At 64.2% G+C, this 18,720-nt stretch carries 16 protein-coding genes; 5 read left to right on the plus strand and 11 right to left on the minus strand.

Going from position 1 to position 18,720, the window contains the following annotated elements:
• The first annotated feature begins 22 nt into the window (after positions 1 to 22).
• The 3 genes from MST27_RS06910 (at position 23) to gntR (ending at position 3,453) form a co-directional block, all read left to right on the plus strand.
• Positions 23 to 1,300 (plus strand): TRAP transporter large permease, encoded by a 1,278-nt coding sequence (locus tag MST27_RS06910; protein WP_243605268.1) that lies wholly within the window; start codon positions 23 to 25, stop codon positions 1,298 to 1,300.
• A 49-nt stretch (positions 1,301 to 1,349) separates the two neighbouring features.
• The gene (locus tag MST27_RS06915) at positions 1,350 to 2,366 is read left to right on the plus strand and encodes a TRAP transporter substrate-binding protein (RefSeq protein ID WP_243605269.1); all 1,017 of its coding nucleotides are present in this window, start codon (positions 1,350 to 1,352) and stop codon (positions 2,364 to 2,366) included.
• 67 nt (positions 2,367 to 2,433) lie between these two features.
• A complete protein-coding gene (gntR, locus tag MST27_RS06920; protein WP_243605270.1) occupies positions 2,434 to 3,453 on the plus strand; it encodes an HTH-type transcriptional regulator GntR in 1,020 nt (339 codons plus the stop codon).
• A gap of 39 nt (positions 3,454 to 3,492) precedes the next feature.
• Here the strand turns inward: gntR and MST27_RS06925 are convergent, their stop codons facing one another.
• A complete protein-coding gene (locus tag MST27_RS06925) occupies positions 3,493 to 4,407 on the minus strand; it encodes a LysR family transcriptional regulator (RefSeq protein WP_243605271.1) in 915 nt (304 codons plus the stop codon).
• 145 nt (positions 4,408 to 4,552) lie between these two features.
• On the opposite strand from MST27_RS06925, the gene MST27_RS06930 reads away from it, so the two are divergent.
• Entirely contained in the window at positions 4,553 to 5,779 is a 1,227-nt protein-coding gene (locus MST27_RS06930) for an acyl-CoA dehydrogenase (RefSeq protein ID WP_243605272.1), read from the plus strand.
• A 96-nt stretch (positions 5,780 to 5,875) separates the two neighbouring features.
• Here MST27_RS06930 and xylB read toward each other — a convergent pair whose 3' ends face one another.
• The 10 genes from xylB to xthA all read right to left on the minus strand — a co-directional run bounded on the left by xylB (position 5,876) and on the right by xthA (position 17,952).
• Positions 5,876 to 7,399: a xylulokinase gene (xylB, locus tag MST27_RS06935; protein WP_243605273.1), complete on the minus strand. Its 1,524-nt coding sequence runs from the start codon at positions 7,397 to 7,399 to the stop codon at positions 5,876 to 5,878.
• A gap of 10 nt (positions 7,400 to 7,409) precedes the next feature.
• Entirely contained in the window at positions 7,410 to 8,888 is a 1,479-nt protein-coding gene (locus tag MST27_RS06940) for a mannitol dehydrogenase family protein (protein ID WP_243605274.1), read from the minus strand.
• A gap of 103 nt (positions 8,889 to 8,991) precedes the next feature.
• Positions 8,992 to 10,095, minus strand: a complete 1,104-nt coding sequence (locus MST27_RS06945; RefSeq protein ID WP_243605275.1) for an ABC transporter ATP-binding protein — start codon at positions 10,093 to 10,095, stop codon at positions 8,992 to 8,994.
• Between the two features lie 38 nt (positions 10,096 to 10,133).
• Positions 10,134 to 10,967: a carbohydrate ABC transporter permease gene (locus MST27_RS06950; protein ID WP_011913322.1), complete on the minus strand. Its 834-nt coding sequence runs from the start codon at positions 10,965 to 10,967 to the stop codon at positions 10,134 to 10,136.
• Between the two features lie 10 nt (positions 10,968 to 10,977).
• The gene (locus MST27_RS06955; protein WP_243605276.1) at positions 10,978 to 11,922 is read right to left on the minus strand and encodes a carbohydrate ABC transporter permease; all 945 of its coding nucleotides are present in this window, start codon (positions 11,920 to 11,922) and stop codon (positions 10,978 to 10,980) included.
• Between the two features lie 82 nt (positions 11,923 to 12,004).
• The gene (locus MST27_RS06960; protein ID WP_243605277.1) at positions 12,005 to 13,312 is read right to left on the minus strand and encodes an ABC transporter substrate-binding protein; all 1,308 of its coding nucleotides are present in this window, start codon (positions 13,310 to 13,312) and stop codon (positions 12,005 to 12,007) included.
• Positions 13,313 to 13,609: 297 nt separating this feature from the next.
• Positions 13,610 to 14,515, minus strand: a complete 906-nt coding sequence (locus tag MST27_RS06965; RefSeq protein ID WP_243605278.1) for an AraC family transcriptional regulator — start codon at positions 14,513 to 14,515, stop codon at positions 13,610 to 13,612.
• Between the two features lie 67 nt (positions 14,516 to 14,582).
• Complete coding sequence (locus tag MST27_RS06970) at positions 14,583 to 15,515, minus strand: carbohydrate kinase family protein (protein WP_243605279.1); 933 nt, start codon at positions 15,513 to 15,515, stop codon at positions 14,583 to 14,585.
• A gap of 99 nt (positions 15,516 to 15,614) precedes the next feature.
• The gene (locus MST27_RS06975; RefSeq protein WP_243605280.1) at positions 15,615 to 16,982 is read right to left on the minus strand and encodes a substrate-binding domain-containing protein; all 1,368 of its coding nucleotides are present in this window, start codon (positions 16,980 to 16,982) and stop codon (positions 15,615 to 15,617) included.
• A 157-nt stretch (positions 16,983 to 17,139) separates the two neighbouring features.
• Complete coding sequence (gene xthA / locus MST27_RS06980; RefSeq protein WP_243605281.1) at positions 17,140 to 17,952, minus strand: exodeoxyribonuclease III; 813 nt, start codon at positions 17,950 to 17,952, stop codon at positions 17,140 to 17,142.
• Between the two features lie 123 nt (positions 17,953 to 18,075).
• Here xthA and MST27_RS06985 point away from each other — a divergent pair, with 123 nt between their 5' ends.
• The gene (locus MST27_RS06985) at positions 18,076 to 18,714 is read left to right on the plus strand and encodes a GNAT family N-acetyltransferase (protein ID WP_243605282.1); all 639 of its coding nucleotides are present in this window, start codon (positions 18,076 to 18,078) and stop codon (positions 18,712 to 18,714) included.
• Positions 18,715 to 18,720: the final 6 nt, after the last annotated feature.

The raw sequence follows: 18,720 nt of genomic DNA on the forward strand, positions 1-18,720 counted from the left end.
CAGACGCCCACGAGGACCGTACATGACCGTCGTCGTCTTCTTATCGTCACTGTTTGGCTTCATGGCCTTCGGTATGCCGATCGCCTTCGCGCTGATTCTCACTGGCGCGGTGCTGATGTGGTATCTGGATTTCTGGGATGTCCAGCTGCTGGCGCAGAACCTGCAAGCCGGTGCCGACAGCTTCCCGCTGCTCGCGGTGCCGTTCTTCATCCTGGCGGGGGAGCTGATGAACGCTGGCGGCATTTCCCGGCGGATCATCAACATGGCTCAGGCTTATTTCGGCCACAAGCGCGGCGGCCTGGGTTACGTGGCGATCGCCGCGTCCGTGCTGCTCGCGAGCATGTCCGGTTCGGCGCTGGCCGATACCGCCGCACTGGCCACACTGCTGCTGCCCATGATGCGCGAGCGCGGCTATCCCTTGAGTTCCTCATCCGGCCTGGTGGCCGCCGGAGGCATCATCGCCCCCATCATTCCGCCCTCGATGCCGTTCGTGATCTACGGCGTGGTGACCAACACCTCGATCAGTCAGCTCTTCCTGGCGGGCATGGTGCCGGGCCTGATCATGGGCGCGGGTCTGGTGGTGGCCTGGACGCTCATCGCGCGCAAGATCGACGAGCCGCCGCAGGAGAAGGCGACCCGCGCCGAGCGGCGCAAGGCGCTGGTAGACGGTGCGGCCGCGCTGATGTTGCCGGTGATCATCGTCGGGGGCCTGCGCGGTGGCCTGTTCACGCCCACCGAGGCAGCCGTCGTCGCCGCGGTGTATGCGCTTGCCGTGTCGACGCTGCTCTACCGCGAGCTGGCCTGGAGTGGTGTCGTCGAGGTGCTGACCCGCGCCAGCCGCACCACTGCGTCGGTGATGTTCCTTTGCGCCGCGGCGATCGTGTCCGGCTACATGATCACGCTCGCGCAGTTGCCAGACGAAATCGCCTCGATGCTCGGCCCGCTGGCCGAGGATCCGAAGCTGCTGATGGTCGCGATCATGCTGCTGATGATTGCCGTCGGCATGGTGCTGGACCTGACCCCGACCATCCTGATCCTCGGCCCGGTCCTCGCACCGATCGCGGTGAAGGCAGGGGTCGATCCGGTGTACTTCGGGGTGATGTTCGTGCTCATCGGCTCGATCGGCCTGATTACGCCGCCGGTTGGCACGGTACTCAACGTCGTCGGCGGGATAGGGCGGCTGCGCATGGAGACCCTGGTGCGCGGCGTGATGCCCTTCTTCGCCATCTACATGATCATCGTCGTTCTTCTCATCGCCGTGCCGTCGATCATCACCGTGCCGCTGCAATGGCTGCGGTGAGCGGGTGCGTCACATGTCATTCATCCACAACAACAAAAGGTAAGACAGCATGAAGAAATTCCTCATCGCAGCCCTGGCTGCCACCACCCTGAGCAGTGCGATCACCGCCGTGACCGTTCAGGCCGCCGACGACGTTCGCCCACGAATGATCCGTTTCGGCTATGGCCTCAACGAAGACAGCAACCAGGGCCGTGCGGCCAAGCTGCTGGCCGAAGAAATCGCCAAGGCGTCGGACGGCAAGCTGAAAGTGCGCACCTTCGCCTCCGCCAGCCTGGGTTCGGATGACCAGATGCAGAACGCGCTCATGGGCGGCGCGCAGGAGATGATGGTCGGCTCCACCGCGACCCTGGTTGGCATCGCCAAGGAAATGGCTGTCTGGGACACGCCGTTCCTGTTCGAAAGCGAGAAGCAGGCGGACTACGTACTCGATGGCCCGGTCGGGCAGAAGGTCATGGACGCGCTGGAAGCGAAGGGCCTGGTTGGCCTCGTCTACTGGGAGAATGGCTTCCGCAACCTGACCAACAACGTGCGCCCGGTCGAGAAGATGGAGGATTTCAACGGCATCAAGCTGCGGGTGATGCCGAACCCGGTCTTCATCGACACCTTCAAGCAGATGGGCGCCAACGCGGTCCCGCTGCCGTTCTCCGAACTGTTCACCGCGCTGGAAACCAAAGCGGTCGACGGTCAGGAAAACCCGTACAACACCATCCTCTCATCCAAGTTCTACGAGGTGCAGAAGTACCTGAGCGTGACCAACCACGTCTACAGCCCGTGGATCGTCACGGCGTCGAAGCGCTGGTGGGATGGGCTGTCCGAAACCGAACAGAACATCATCATGGAAGCGGCGAAGAAGGCGCGTGACTCCGAGCGCGAGGACACCCGTGCCGAAGCGCGCGAAGCACTGGCGAAGATCGAGGAGCAGGGCATGCAGGTCAACAGGGTCAGCTCCGAGGAAATCCAGCGCATGCGCGAGCAGGCGCAACCGGCGATCCAGACCGTCATCGACACAGTGGGCGAGCCGCTGTTCAAGGAAGTACAGGCCGAGATCGAAAAGGCGCCTAAGTGACCTGTCGCGCCCCTGCGGGGGCGCCGTCTCGCTGTAGAATCTCCGCCCCTTGCCGCTGGATCGCGCCATGACTTCTCGCCGTCGTCGTTCGCTGGAGCGGGTCACGCTGTCCGACGTGGCCCGCAGTGCCGGGTGCTCACTGATGTCCGCTTCACGGGCGCTGTCGCAACCCGAGCGGGTTTCCGACGCCCTGCGGGAACGGGTGATGGCGGCCGTCAAGACGCTCGGCTACGTCCCGCATACCGCGGCACGCAGCCTTGCCAGCGCGCGGTCGAACCTGGTCGCGGTGATCATCCCTTCGCTCTCCAACGCGGTGTTCGTCGACATGGTCGAGGCGATCCAGAAGGTTCTGATGCCAGCCGGCTACGAACTGATGATCGGCGTCAGCCATTACCGCCCCGATGAAGACGAGCGCCTGCTGCGCGCCTACCTGTCACACCAGCCGGCAGGCTTGCTGGTGACCGGTTTCGAGCGAAGCGATGCGGCGCGCGAAGTGCTGGGCAGTTACACCAGCCCGATCGTCACGCTCATGGAACTGGGCGATTCGGAGGAGGAATTCTGCGTCGGGTTTTCTCAATACGACGCCGGCGCCGCCATGACCCGCAAGCTGCTGGAACGCGGTTATCGGCATATCGCCTTCGCCGCGGCCCAGCTCGACCCGCGAACCCTGCAGCGCGCCGAGGGCTATCGCTGTGTGATGCGCGAGGCCTCGCGCTACGAGGCGGCGCTGGAGTTGCTGACGCCCGAGGTGTCGTCGATCGGTCTCGGCGCCGAGCTGCTCGACCGTCTGCTGGCCCAGCACCCGGAAATCGACGCGATCTTCTTCAATAACGACGACCTGGCCCTCGGCGCACTGTTTCGCGCGCGCCAGTTGCAGCTCGCCGTGCCAGAGCGGCTGGCTATTGCCGGCTTCAACGATCTACCGGCCGCCGCCTGGATGCATCCCGCGCTGACCACGGTGCGTACCATCCGGGGCGAGATCGGCAAGCTGGCTGCGCAGATGCTGCTCAGCCTGATGCGTGGCGAGTCGCCGGCACAACGGCGAATCGACGTCGGTTTCGAGGTGGTGATGCGCGAGAGCGCCTGACCCGCAATACACGACCGGATTCGCTTGGGTGATGGATGTTCAGTCGACGGGCTGGGTTGCCGTCACCTGCTGGGCGATCTCGATCATCTGCTCGCGCATCCAGCGATTGGCGGGGTCCTGGTCGGTGCTTTCGTGCCAATAGATGTGCGTTTCCAGCGGCGGGATCTCGACCGGCAGCGCCACCTGGTGCAGGTCATGCCGGCGGGCGAAGCGCTCGGGTACGGTCACCACTATGTCGGTCTGCTGGATCACCTGAGTCGCCATCAGGTAGTGCTGCGAACGCAGGGCGATCTTGCGTTGCTGACCCATCTTGCCCAGCGCCAGGTCAACCATGCCCAGCCCGCTGCGCCGGCTGGAAATATGAATGTGCGATAGCGCCAGGTACTCCTCCAGGCTGATCTTTTCTTTCGCCAGCGGATGGCCACGGCGCATGGCGCAGATGTAACGGTCTTCCAGCAGCTTGACGTGACGCACCTGCGGATCGGTGTTGAGTGGCGCGTCCATGGCGAAGTCCAGGCGGCCGGCGGCGAGTTCCTTGGTCGTCTCGCGGCGCTTGGCCAGCATGCTCTCGATCTTCACGTGCGGCGCGAGGCGACGCAGACGCTGGAACAGCGGCGGCAGCATGACGGCCTCGGTCAGGTCGGTCATGCTGATGCGGAAGGTCTTGTTCGCCTGCGCTGGGTTGAACGTCCGGCTTTCCTGCACCGACACCCGCAGCAGCTGCAGTGCATTGCGCACCGGGCCGATGATGTTCTGCGCCATTGGCGTCGGCACCATGCCCTGCGCGGTACGCACGAACAGCGGATCGTTGAAGGTTTCGCGCAAGCGGGCAAGGGCGTTGGAGACGGCGGGCTGGGTGATGCCGACGATCTGCCCGGCGCGTGTCAGGTTCGCTTCGGTGTAGATGGCATCGAAGACGATGAAAAGATTCAGATCGACCTTGTTCAGGTTCATTGTTGTGCTCTCCGGCGTGTATCGGAATTCGCCGATCATATATCGGTGATGAATGTTTATACACGAGGAAAATAGCTTCGATAAATCACCAAGCCTCCTCTAGCATTCAAAACTACAAAACATTACCTGCAGAAGGTTGTCGCCCATGGATTTCGCCTACTCCCCGAAGGTTCAAGAGCTGAGAGAGCGCGTGCAAGCGTTCATGGATGCTCATGTCTATCCCGCCGAAAAGGTGTTCTACCAGCAGGTCGCCGAGGGTGATCGCTGGCAGCCGACCGCCATCGTCGAGGAGCTCAAGGCCAAGGCCAAGGCGGAGGGGCTGTGGAATCTGTTCCTGCCGGAATCGGAACTGGGCGCCGGCCTGACCAACACCGAATACGCACCGCTGGCGGAAATCATGGGCAGCTCGGGCCTCGGCCCGGAAGCGTTCAATTGTTCGGCACCGGACACCGGCAACATGGAAGTGCTGGTGCGCTACGGCAGCGAGGCGCAGAAGCGCGAGTGGCTGGAACCGCTGCTGCGGGGCGAAATCCGTTCGGCCTTCGGCATGACCGAGCCGGGCGTGGCTTCGTCTGACGCCACCAACATGGAAGCCCGCGCGGTGCGCGAGGGTGATGAATGGGTCATCAACGGACGCAAGTGGTGGACCTCCGGTGCCTGCGACCCGCGCTGCAAGATCATGATCTTCATGGGCCTGACCAACCCGGACGCGCCACGCCACGCCCAGCACTCGATGATCCTGGTGCCGATGGACACCCCTGGCGTCAAGGTGCTGCGCCCGCTGCCGGTGTTCGGCTACGACGACGCCCCGCACGGCCACGCGGAAGTGCTGCTGGAAAACGTGCGGGTACCGTACGAGAACGTCATCCTCGGTGAAGGCCGCGGCTTCGAGATCGCGCAGGGGCGTCTCGGCCCGGGCCGCATCCACCACTGCATGCGCTCGATCGGTGTCGCGGAACGCGCACTGAAGCTGATGTGCGAACGTGCCGTCAGCCGTACCGCCTTCGGCAAGCCGCTGGCCCGGCTGGGCGCGAACTTCGACCACATCGCCGAGTGCCGCATCGAGATCAATATGGCGCGCCTGCTGACACTGAACGCGGCGTACATGATGGACACCGTGGGCAACAAGATCGCCGCCAGCGAGATCGCGCAGATCAAGGTGGTCGCACCGAACGTCGCGCTGAAGGTCATCGATCGCGCCATCCAGATCCACGGTGGCGCCGGGGTTTCCGATGACTTCCCGCTGGCACACTGGTGGGCGATGCAGCGCACGCTGCGCCTGGCCGATGGCCCGGACGAGGTGCACCGGGTGGCCATTGCCCGTCACGAGCTGGGCAAGTACGTGCCGCGCGAGGCGCTGCGCAGCCGCTGATGTGACACCTAGTTAGTCGCGCGGAACCAAAGGCAAAGCCACACGCCGTGGCTTTGCCTTTTTTATGACCGTTTGCCTGTGACCGAGCGCTGCGCCTCAGGAGGCGACCGGCGTCAGGTCCGGTGGTGTCTGCTGACCGTAGGTGCTGGCCACCAGCTGTCGATAGCGTCGATAGGCTTGGTCATAGGCTCGAACCGATTCGGCGACCGGCGCGACTGCGGTGCGCTCGTCCAGACTGACGCAGCGCGAGCAGATGGCTTCGAGGCTGGCGTCGGCGTCCTGCTGTCGCGCATGGCACCATGCCGCCTGTATCGCGCCGCCCAGCGCCGCCGCTTCGCTGTGGGTGGTACAGACCACCGGGGTTTCCATCATGTCGGCGACTATCTGGCGCCACAGTGGATTCTTCGCGCCGCCGCCGATCAGCTGGATGCGCTCGCTGCGGATGCCGCTTTCACGCAGCAGGTCCAGGCCATAGCGCAGGCCGAAGGTCACGCCCTCGACAACGGCCCGGCAGAGGTTTGCGCGGGTGAGGTTTTCCGTGGTCAGGCCGTGCAGGCTGGCACTGGCCTGGGGCAGGGCGGGGACGCGCTCGCCGTTGAGGAAAGGCAGCAGGGTGACACCCTCGCAGCCGATTGGCGCCTGCGCGACGAGTGCGTTGAATGATTCGAGATCGAGCTGCAGCAGGTCGCGGATCGCGGCGTTGGCGTTGGTCAGGTTCATGGTGCAGATCAATGGCAGCCAGCCTCCACTGGACGAGCAGAAGGTGGCGACTGCTGGCTGGGGGCTGATGCGCGGCGTGTCCGAATAGGCGTAGAGCGTGCCGGAGGTGCCCAGGCTCATGGTGATGGCGCCGGGGCGGATGTTGCCGGTGCCGATAGCGCCCATCATGTTGTCGCCGCCGCCACTGGATACGATGGCGTCAGGGTTCAGCCCGAGCTGTCCGGCGATTTCCGGACGCAGCCGGCCCACGGCTTTGTCCGGTGCGATCAGCTCGGGTAGTGCCGCCTCCAGCCGACCGCTCAGGTCGATATGGCGCAGGATGCTGAGGTCCCACTCACGGGTTCGTACGTTGAAATAGCCGGTACCGGACGCATCGCCGTACTCGGCGCAGGCCCGCCCGGTGAGCCAATGATTCAGGTAGTCGTGGGGCAGCAGGATGTGCGCAGTCTGCTCGAAGAGTGCAGGGTGCCGCGCCTTCATCCACAAGAGTTTCGAGACGGTGTAGCCCGGCGCGATGACGATGCCGAGGCGCTCGAGCGATCCCTGTTCCCCGCCCAGCCAGTCGAGCAGGCGCTGATTCTCCGCAGCCGATTCCGTGTCGCACCAGAGCTTGGCCGGGCGCAAGACGCGGCCCGCGGCATCGAGCGTGACCAGGCCATGCTGCTGCCCGGAGACGCCAATACCCAGCACGGCATCGCCGTCGACCCCGGCTTCGGCCAGTGCCGCCGCGGTAGCGCTGGCGAAGGCGGCGGTCCACTGCTCGGTGTCCTGTTCGCGCCGGCCGTTGGGCCCGCTGATCAGATCATGGCTGGCCGAACCCTGGCCGAGCACGCGCCCGTTGCTGGCGTCGAGCAACAGCGCCTTGGTGCCCTGGGTGCCACAATCGATTCCGAGAAACATGCCGGGTCCCTCACTGCGTCAGCAACAGATCAAGGGTGCCGCTGACCCCCAGCGTGCGCAGCCGCAGCAGGTTGCGCTCGAAGGCATCGCGGAAGGCGAGCGAACGTGGAATCTGCGTGCCGAAGATCTCCTCGCGCCCGAGCAGGCGTTCGGCGAGGCCGTCGTCTTCCTCGACCAGAGACTGGCAGAAATCCGCGCGCGGATCGGGGATGCGGTACTGCTCGCCGTTTTCATCGACGCCCCGCAGATACAGCGCCCAGGCGGCAACCACCAGGGCGGCCCGGTCCAGGGCGGCGTTATCGGCGATCAGGCGGTTGACGGTCGGCACGGTGAACTTGGGAAACTTCGACGAGCCGTCGGAGCACACCCGCTCCAGCTGGTCGGCGATGGCGCAGTTGGAGAAGCGCTCGATCAGGGTCTGCTTGTAGCGGGTGAGATCGATGCCTGGCACGGGAGCCAGTTGCGGAGTGACGTCCTCGTCCATGTAGCGGCGGATGTACTCGACGAACAGCGGATCGGCCATGGTTTCGTGGACGAAGCGATAACCGCGCAGGAAGCCGAGGTAGGTCAGCGCGAGGTGGCTGCCGTTGAGCAGCTTGATCTTCATCTCCTCGTAGGGCGAAACGTCGTCGGTGAACTGCACGCCGACCTTCTCCCACGCTGGCCGGCCGGCGACGAACCTGTCTTCCAGCACCCATTGCACGAACGGTTCGCAGACCACCGGCCAGGCGTCGTCTATGCCGTGCTGCTGCCTGAGGTCCTTGCGGTGCGCGTTGCTGGTCATCGGCGTGATCCGGTCGACCATGGCGTTGGGGAAGCTGACGTTGTGCTCGATCCAGCCGGCCAGCTCGACATCCACCAGTTTGGCGAAGGCTAGGGTTGCCTTGCGGGTAACGTCGCCGTTGTGAGGCAGGTTATCGCAGGACATCACCGTGAAGGGCCCGACGCCGTCGCCGCGCCGCTTGGCCAGGGCCGCGCAGAGCAGGCCGAACACGCTGACCGGGCTGCGCGGGTGCTGCAGGTCATGTTGAATCTGCGGCAGTTGCGCATTGAACTGGCCGGTGCTGTCGTCCAGGCAATAGCCGCCCTCGGTGATGGTCAGCGAGACGATGCGAATCGCCGGATCGGCCAGGCGGGCAACCACCGCCTCGGAACCATCCTCGCCCACCAGCAGCATGTCGCGGATGCTGCCGATCACCCGGACCTCGGTGTCAGGCCGGTCGTCGAGCTCGACCAGGGTGTAGAGATAGTCCTGCGAGGCCAGTGCGTCGCGCATCGAGCGTTCCTCGGCGCGCGTGCCGATGCCGCAGATGCCCCACTCCAGCCCCTCGCCGGTGTTCATCAGCGCATCGGTATAGGCCGCCTGGTGGGCGCGGTGAAAACCGCCCACGCCGATGTGGGCGATGCCGGTGCTGACCTCGGCCAGGCGGTAGTCGGTGCGCGCGATAGGGGCCGGCAGCTGTGGCAGATTCGCTTCTTTCAACTTCATCTCGGGCCTCGCTGGGCTTGAATGTGGAAAAGCCGGGGGCGGGATCGCTGCCTTTGCGGGCGCAGCGACCTGCCGTTGGAAGAGCTGGGCGCGACGTCGGGCGTCAGGCCACCTGCTGGAGTGGCAGGCCGACCGCCTGACCACTGCTGTCGAAGAGATGGCAATGGGCGGCCTCCAGCGTCAGCGACAGCGACTCGCCGTAGCGCGGGGTGAAGTCGCCACGAATGCGCATGGTCAGCTGCTCGCCGTTGCGGGTGACGACGTGGCAGTAGGTGTCGCTGCCCAGGCGTTCACTGACGTCGGCCTTCACGGTCAACTGGCAGTTGCCTTCGCTGCCACGGTTGAGGTGCTCCGGGCGGATGCCGAGGGTGACCGGATCGCCCGCCTTCAGCGTGGCGCCGCTCACCGGCAGGAACAGACGACAACCGGCGTCGAGCTCGACTTCGCAGCCGCTGGCTTCGACACGGCTTGCGCGGCCCTTGAGAAAGCCCATCTTCGGCGTGCCGAGAAAGCCCGCGACGAAAAGGTTGGCCGGGTGGTGATAGAGCTCCATAGGCGAGCCGACCTGCTCGATGCGCCCACCGTTGAGCACCACCACCTTGTCGGCCAGGGTCATGGCCTCGACCTGATCATGGGTCACGTAGATCATCGTGGCCTGCAGTTCCTGGTGCAGGCGCGAAAGCTCCAGGCGCATCTGCACACGCAGCGCGGCATCCAGGTTGGACAGCGGCTCATCGAAGAGAAACACCTTGGGGTTGCGCACGATGGCGCGGCCGATGGCGACACGCTGGCGCTGGCCGCCGGACAGTTGCCGCGGCTTGCGTTCGAGCAGCGGTTCCAGCTCCAGGGTGCGCGCGGCCGCTTCGACCTTGCGCGCCACTTCCTGCTTGTCGGCGCCGGCCAGGTCCAGGGCGAAGGACATGTTCTTGCGCACCGTCATGTGCGGGTAGAGCGCGTAGGTCTGGAACACCATGGCCAGGTCACGCTTGGCCGGGCTGAGGTCGGTGATGTCGCGCCCGTCCAGCTCGATCCGCCCGCTGCTGACCTCCTCGAGCCCGGCGATCAGGCGCAGCAGGGTGGACTTGCCACAGCCGGACGGCCCTACGAAGACGACGAATTCGCGGTCGCGGATGTCCAGGTCGATGCCCTTGATGATCTCGTTGCCGTCGAAGCCTTTCTTCAGATTGTGGATCTTCAGGTCTGCCATGTTCGAATCCTCTGTTGTTCTTGATTGTCAGGCGGCGCTCACTTCACAGCGCCGAACGACAGGCCGCGCACCAGCTGCTTCTGGCTGATCCAGCCGAAGATCAGGATGGGGGCGCAGGCGAGGGTGGAGACAGCCGAGAGCTTGGCCCAGAACAGGCCTTCGGGACTGGAGTACGAGGCGATCAGCGCGGTCAACGGCGCGGCGTTGGACGAGGTCAGGTTCAGCGACCAGAAGGCTTCGTTCCAGCACAGGATCAGCGACAGCAACATGGTCGAGGCGAGCCCGCCCTTGCTGATCGGCAGGAGCACGCGAAGCATCTCCTGCAGCAGTGTGGCGCCGTCCATGCGGGCCGCTTCGAGGATGTCGCGGGGGATGTCCTTGAAGTAGGTGTAGATCATCCACACCAGGATCGGCAGGTTGATCAGCGTGTAGATGATGATCAGCACCGCGCGGCTGTCGAGCAGGCCGAACTGCTTGGCCAGCAGGTAGATCGGCACCAGCACGCCCACCGGCGGCAGCATCTTGGTCGAGAGCATCCAGAGCAGCGTGCCCTTGGTGCGCTTGGTCTCGTAGAAGGCCATCGAGTACGCGGCGGGAATGGCGATCAGCATGCCCAGCGCGGTCGCGCCGAAGGAAATGGTCACCGAGTTCCAGGCGTACTTGAAGTAGCCGCTGCGGTCCTGGATGTGCAGGTAGTTTTCCAGCGTCGGCGTGAAGATGAACTGCGGCGGCGTGGCGAAGGCGTCGATCTCGGTCTTCAGGCTGGTCAGCAGCATCCAGAAGATCGGGAAGAACAGCAGCAGCGCCACGGCCCAGGCGAACAGCCCGACCACCAGGGTGTTGAGGCGGCGACTTTGTTTGAGCGTCAGCATCGGTCTGTCCTCAATATTTCTCGGTGAGATTCTTGCCGAGCATCCGCACCAGGATGATCGCCGCGATGTTGGCGATCACCACCGCGATCAGGCCGCCGGCCGAGGCCATGCCGACATCGAACTGCAGCAGCGCCTGGTTGTAGATCAGGTAGGCGAGGTTGGTGGATGCGTAGCCGGGACCACCGCTGGTGGTGGTGAAGATCTCGGCGAATACCGAAAGCAGGAAAATGGTCTCGATCATCACCACCACAGCGATGGGCCGGGCCAGGTGGGGCAAGGTCAGGTGCCAGAAGATCGCGATGGGGCCCGCACCATCCAGGCGAGCGGCTTCCTTCTGTTCCTGATCGAGGGACTGCATGGCCGTCATCAAGATCAGGATCGCGAAGGGCAGCCACTGCCAGGACACGATGATCACGATGGACGCCAGCGGATGCTGTGCGAGCCAGTCCACCGGCTGTGCGCCGAAGAACTTCCACACCGCCGCGAGAATGCCCGAGACCGGGTGATAGATGAGGTTCTTCCAGACCAGCGCGCTCACGGTCGGCATGATGAAGAACGGCGAGATCAGCAGCACGCGGACGATCCCACGCCCCGCGAAGTCCGCTGCCTCCAGCAATGCCGAGATGAGCACACCGAGTACCACGCTGATCAGCAGCACGCTGCCAACCAGGATCAGGGTGTTGGTCATGCCCGGGATGAAGCCGGCGTCGGTCAGGAAATAGTGGAAGTTCTCCAGCCCGACGAAATTCTTTTCGCCCGGGTAGAGCAGGTTGTAGCGCACGACCGAGAAATACACGGTCATCGCCAGTGGCACCAGCATCCACAGCAGCAACAGGGCAACCGAGGGGCTGACCAGGAACCAGCTCGGTGCCAGCCTCGGCCGGCGGCGTCCGGCAGGTTGCGGTGATGCGTTGCTAGCAGGGACCTTGGGCAAGGCAGTCGTGGTGGTCGCCATGATGATGCTCCGGCTGAAGAGGGGCCGATGAGGGCTCACCGAGCCCTCGCGGGTTTACGCCTTCACGGGACGTGCGGCTGGCCTATTTGGGATAACCGGCGCGTTTCATTTCGCGGGCAGTCGACTGTTGCACCGCGGTGAGCATCTGCTCGACCGGCATCTGCCCGGTCAGCGCGGCGGAGAACATCTTGCCGACCTGGGTGCCGATGGCCTGGAACTCAGGGATGGTGACCAGCTGGATGCCGACGTAGGGCACCGGCTTGGCCGATGGCGAGGCGGGGTCGGCCTGCTTGAGCGATTCCAGGGTGATCTCGGCGAACGGCGCAGCGGCCATGTATTGCTCGTTGTAGGTGGACTCGCGTGTGCCCGGCGGCACGTTGGCGACGCCATCGGTTTCGGCGACGAGCTTGGCGTAGTCCTTGGACGTTGCCCAGGCGGTGAAGGTCTTGGCGGCGTCCTTCTGCTGCGAACTGGTCGGGATCGCCAGTGCCCAGGAGTACAGCCAGGCCGAGCCCTTGTCGGTGGTCTCCTGCGGTGCGAAGGTGAAACCGACCTTGTCGGCGACCTTGCTCTGCGATTCATCGGTCACGAAGGAGCCGGCAACGGTCGCATCGACCCACATGGCGCATTTGCCGCTGTTGAACAGCGCCAGGTTTTCGTTGAAACCATTGCTGGAGGCGCCGGGCGGGCCGTATTGGCTGAGCAGGTCGACATAGAACTTGGCCGCCTTGGTCCATTCGGGGCCATCGAATTCGGGCTGCCACTTCTCGTCGAACCAGCGCGCGCCGAAGGCGTTGGCGACGGTGGTGACCAGCGCCATGTTCTCGCCCCAGCCGGCCTTGCCGCGCAGGCAGATCCCGTACTGGTCCTCGCCAGGCTTGTGCAGCTTTTCGGCGAACTCGGCCATCTTGGTCCAAGTCGGGTGTTCGGGCATGTCCAGACCGGCCTGTTCGAACAGGTCGGTGCGGTAGTAGGTCATCGAGCTTTCGGCATAGAAGGGCAGTGCGTAAAGGGTGCCGTCGACCGAAAGGCCTTCGCGAACCGAGGGGAAGACGTCGTCCAGGTCGTAGTCGTCAGGGAGGTCGGTCATCGGGGCGAGCCACCCCTTGTCGCCCCACAGCGAGGCCTCGTACATGCCGATGGTCAGCACGTCGAACTGGCCACCATCGGTGGCGATGTCAGTGGTCAGGCGCTGACGCAGGACGTTCTCCTCCAGCACCACCCAGTTGAGCTTGATGTCGGGGTGTTGCTGTTCGAAGGTCTTGGAGAGGCGCTGCATGCGGATCATGTCCGCGTTGTTGACGGTGGCGACGGTGAGGGTTTCGGCGGCCTGGGCCAGGCCGATCGAGGCCATGCAGGCGGTGCCGAGCAGCAAGTGGAATGCTTTCATTCGTGGACTCCTCTTCCAGAGCAGGGCCTGGAAGCACTTATTGTTTTTGTTGTTGCCCGCGTACTGCGCTACGAGCGTCTCGCGAGCATTACAACGCCGGGGGAGCAGCGCGACAAAGCCGTGACTGCACTTGTTTCGATACTTTTTTGCACTGTTGCTTATGCGGCCTTTCGGCGCTGGCGGATGGGCTTAATCCACATGCGAAGGCTCAAGGACGAGGGTTGGCCAAGCTCACCAGGCGTCGTGTGGAAAAGCGAAGGTGCGGCGGAATGATAGGCGATGCTGGCCGGAAGCGTATCAGCCGGCCAGATTCTGCTCGGTCAGTCGTTGCTCGACCAGGCGTCGATAGCACGACGGCGTCATGCCCTTGAGCTGCTGAAAGCGGCGATTGAAATTGGACAGGTTGTTGAAGCCCGACTCGAAGCAGACGTCGGTGACCGGTTTGTCCTGATCGAGCAGTAGCTCGCATGACTTGCTGATGCGCAGGCTGTTGACGAACTCGACATAGCAGCGGCCTGTGGCGCGCTTGAAGAAGCGTGAGAAGTAGGTGGGTTTCATCCCGAGATGGCTGGCGACCTCTTCCAAGGGCAGCTCGCGCATGTAGTTCTCGAAGATATAGTTGACCGCCATGTTGGTGCGGTCGGCATGGTGCTCGTCGCTCAGCTGTGCCGAGGTCGCTCCGGAGAGCAGCTGGTAGTCGTCGCACCGAGCCAACAGCTCGAGCATGATCAGGAAATAGCCGAGGCGGGTGGCGCCACGGCTGTCGGCGATCTGCTGCATCAGCTGGCGGGCTTGGGCAATGGTATTCGGGCAGCGAAATTCGATGCCGTAGCGCGAGCGCTCGAGCATCGGCGTGAAGCTGCGCAGCTCGGAGAACACGTTGTGGCCGGCCTCGAGCAGCTCATCGGTGAAGTTGACCAGCATGTCGCGCTTGGCCACGACCTCGCCTTCTTCGACCTGGCTGATCCAGTTGTGGGGCAGGTGCGGGCCGGTGAGAAACAGGCTGTCCGGTCCGAAATTGCCGACGTAGTCGCCAACGAACACCTTGCCCGAACTGGCCACAATCAGGTGCAGCTCGTACTCCTTGTGGTTGTGCCAGCGCACCAGCGGGCAGGGGAAGCCGTGCTCGCGGTAGATCAGCGAGTTGCCATGGTGATCGTCCATGAGCTCGTAGGACGGGTCGGAAATCTTCAACGCTCTCATACAGGGTCCGTTGTCGTGACAAGCCTCGAAGGGTTTATAGCCGCTGCGGCGGCAATGACCAACTCGGTCAGGCAATTTCGTATCGGTAAGGCAGCTCCGGACCCCGCCGCGAGCAGGTGATGGCGGCCGCTTTCGTAGCGAAGGCGAGCATGGCCTGCAGCTGCTCCGCCGTGACGCTGGCCAGCGCCTGTGGCGAAACCAGACCCTGTTCAGCCAGGTACGCGAGCAGCGCGGCCTGGAAGGTGTCGCCCGCACCGACGGTGTCGCGCACCTGCACCGCTTGGGCTTCCGCCTGAAATTGACCGTGCCGGCGACTGAACAGTTGCGCGCCTTCGCCACCACGAGTCAGCACGACCAGTTCGGCCTGATGCTCGAGCCAGCCTTGGGCGATGGCTTCCGGTGCGGTGCCTGGGTAGAGCAGGGCGAGGTCCTCATCGCTGACCTTGATCAGGTGCGCATGTTTGGCGAAGGCTTCGACCCGTTCGCGCCAGCGTTCGAGATCCGGGTCGACGTTGAGGCGAATGTTCGGATCGAGGGATATCAATCGCTGCGTACACTCCCGGTGCAGCAGCGTCAGCAGGGTATCGGCAATGGGCGCGGTGATCAGCGAGTAAGAGCCGAAATGGATGCCTCCGATGGCGTCGTCCAGCGGCCGGAGATGCTGCGCTTCAAGCAGACGATCGGCGCAACCCGCGCCGCGAAAGCTGTAGACGGGCGAGCCGTCAGCGCCAACGGCGACCAACGCCAGCGTGGTCGGTGCCTCGAAGGTGACGAGATGGTCCGTCGCGACGCCTTCGTCCTGCAGCAGTTGGCGCAGGTGCTGGCCGAAATGATCGCTGGACAGGCCGCCGAGCAGGGCCGTCCGGGCGCCCATTCGCGCCAGCCCGACTGCAACGTTGAAGGGCGAGCCGCCGGCTACGGCTTCCAGATCGAGACGACTGCCACGGCCCGCAGAGGCCGTGAACACGTCGAAAAGCGCTTCACCACAGACGAGGTACATGGGAGGTTCCTGCCGCTGGAAAATCCTCCGAGCTTAAACGCGACCTCCAACGCGAGACAGTACCCGCTTGGCTGGCGGCCGATACGATCTTGTACTGGATCAGTAGACCCAGACTTCCACGCGGCGGTTCTTGATGCGCCCGGCCTCGCTATTCGACGCTACTGGAAGTTGATCGCCCAAACCGTTGATTTCTTTAACTAGAACGCCCCCGCGCGCCAGTTCGCGACGTACAGCCATGGCGCGCAGCTTGGACAGCAATGCGGTTCGTGCGGGGTCATTGCGGGCATCGCCGAAGCCGACCAGAACCGCGGCGTTCATCTTCTTGCCGTGGCTTTCGAGATAGTCGATCAGTCGCGTCACGTCGCGCTGGGCCTTGTTGTCCAGTTGCGCGCTGCCCTCGGCGAAACGGAAGTTGACGGTCAGGCGCTCTGCTTCCGTCGCCAGCTGCTGGTAGGGAGGGGGCATAGAGGCCTGCACGGGCAGTTTGATCGGTGCGATGGCCTGGGCGATGTAGCCCGACCTGTCAACGATCGCTTGCCCGGCCGGGCTGTGTACGAAGCTGAGGAATTCTCGGGTCCAGGGGGACTGCGCCTTGGGATCGGCGTAGAGGAACAGGCGACGTGAGAGCGGATAATCCTCCGTGGCGACCAGGGCCGTACTCGGCGGCATGGGTTGCGAGTCGCCATCGGTAATGGCCAGCGCTTTCGACTGCCCAACCGACGCGAGCCCAACGAAGCCGATGGCGCCCGGACGAGTGCTGACGGTCTGGGACAGGGCATCGTTGGATTCGTAACGGGCCGCACTGGAGCCGAGGACCTTGCCCTGGCTGCCGAGCACCAGCTCCTTGAAGGTGTCGTAGGTGCCGGACTGATCGTCGCGCGCATGCAGCTCCACCGCCACGTTCGCCCCGCCGAGCTCGCGCCAGTTGGCGATCTCGCCGGCGAAGAATCGCGCCACCTGCTCGACGCTTAAGGATTGCACCGGATTCGCTGGGTTGACGATAACGGCCAGGCCGTCGATGGCGATGACCTGCTCGCTCTCGGCGCTGCGCATGTCGCCGAGCGCGGCGAGGCTCTGGGCCTCGGTGGGTTTGATCGGCCGCGAGGCGGCGGCGAGGTCGGCTGTTCGGTCCTTGAGCCCCGCGAATCCGGTACCGGTACCGTGCGCCGCGACCAGTGCTCGAACGGGCCGGCCCTGGTCGTCGATACCGGTGATGAACTGCTCGTTCTCACGGCCTGCTGGCGCGATACGAACCGACTGCAGGCCCTTGGCTTCGAAGAGCCCGGCAATCAGCTTCGGCGCCAGCTTTGCGCCCACGGTGTTGGAGCCGTGGATCCGAAGTACAGGGCTGCCGTCAGCTGCGGCAGCCCAAGCGCTCGGGCCGCTCAAGCCAAGGCAGAAGAGGCCGAGAATCGCCGGGCGCAGCGCCCTCGCTACAACAATGCCGACCGACGCCTTGAATCCCATGTGGCCAAACTCCCATACGAAGAAGTCGGCGAGATTAAGACGGTTTTCTTACGGTTGTGTGACAGCGGGCGCTGCCTGAATGGCATTGTGCCGCCCATCACGGCGCGACCGACCGGGAGCCGCAGGATGATTACCGCTTCGCCTTCGAAGCCTCCGGTCAGCGCAGCTGGATCCAGACCGGGCAATGGTCGGACGGCTTGTCCATGGCACGGATCTCGTAATCCACGCCGCAGTCGATCACACGGTCATGCAACCCCGCCGTGGTGAGGATCAGGTCGATGCGAAGGCCTCGCCGAGGTTCATCCTCGAAGCCGCGGCTGCGGTAGTCGAACCAGCTGAACCGGTCCACGACCTCGGGGTTCAGCGTGCGGAAGCTGTCCTGCAGGCCCCAGTTCTTGAGGCGCGCGAGCCACTCGCGTTCCTCCGGCAGGAAGCTGCACTTGCCGGTACGCAGCCAGCGCTTGGCGTTGACTTCGCCGATGCCGATGTCGCAGTCCTCGGGAGAGATGTTGAAATCGCCCATCACCGCCACGGCATCCTGAGGCGTGAAGCGCTCCTCCAGCAGGGCCTGCAGATCGGCGTAGAACTTGGTCTTGGCCGGGAACTTGGTCGGGTGCGCGCGGCTTTCGCCCTGGGGGAAATAGCCGTTCATGACGGTGACCGGTTGCCCGTTAGTATCGGCGAAGCGGCCCCAGATGAAGCGTTTCTGCGACTCTTCGCCGTCGCCGGGAAAGCCCTTGTGAATCTCGAGCGGCGCCTGGCGCGAAAGCAGGGCGACGCCGTAGTGCCCCTTCTGTCCGTGGTAGTGGACGTGGTAACCCAGGGCCTCTATGTCGGCCTGGGGGAACTGCTCGTCGGAGACTTTGGTTTCCTGAAGCCCGATGACATCCGGCCGGTGCGTGTCGATCAGTGCAGCCAATTGGTGAGGTCTTGCGCGTAACCCATTGATATTGAATGAAACTAGCTTCATGGCATCGACTCCGGAAAAAGCGCGATTCTAAACGGCATCGTCGCCTGACGGCCAGGTAACCGGCGAGGTGCCCTCAGCGGTGCTAACGTGAAATCTGCGCCCGACCCAGATTAGAGAGCCACGATGCCCAAGCCCGCCGACGTTCGAATGCTGGACAGTGGATACGCCAGGGAAGCCCGCTCGCTGCTGTATCACGCCTACCGTCACGAACCCACCTTCGCCTACCTGTTCGAGTCCGACCGCCCGGGCTATGAGCATCGGGTCCGCGCAACGGTGCGCGAACTGGTGAATCAGCATTTGACGCAGGAACAGCCTGCCCTCGGCCTGTTGCTCGACGACCGGCTCATCGCCGTGGCATTGATCGCGCCGCCGCAACGCCGGCTGGATGTGACCGAAAGCTGGGTGTGGCGCATGCGCATGCTGCTCACCGCGGGTTTCCGTTGTACGCGCCGTTATCTCGACTACCACGCCACCGTGCTGGGTTGCCTGCCGCCGGGTACCTATCACCTGCTACCGCTGATGGCTGTGCACCCCCAGTTTCAAGGGCAGCACTACGGCGAGCAATTGCTCGAGGCGCTGCACAACTGGTGTGCACAAGACAGCACCTCGCACGGGCTGATGATCGACACCGGCAATCCTCGTTACCTGCGGTTCTACGAACGACAGGGTTATCAGAACGTCGGTCAGGTGGCCATCGGCCCGGTAGTCGAACACGTATTTTTCCATCCGGCACCGCGCACGGTCGAAGCCGGCGTCGGCTGACGGCGA

Origin of the sequence: Stutzerimonas marianensis (assembly GCF_022810315.1) — a bacterium.
GTDB lineage: Bacteria > Pseudomonadota > Gammaproteobacteria > Pseudomonadales > Pseudomonadaceae > Stutzerimonas > Stutzerimonas marianensis.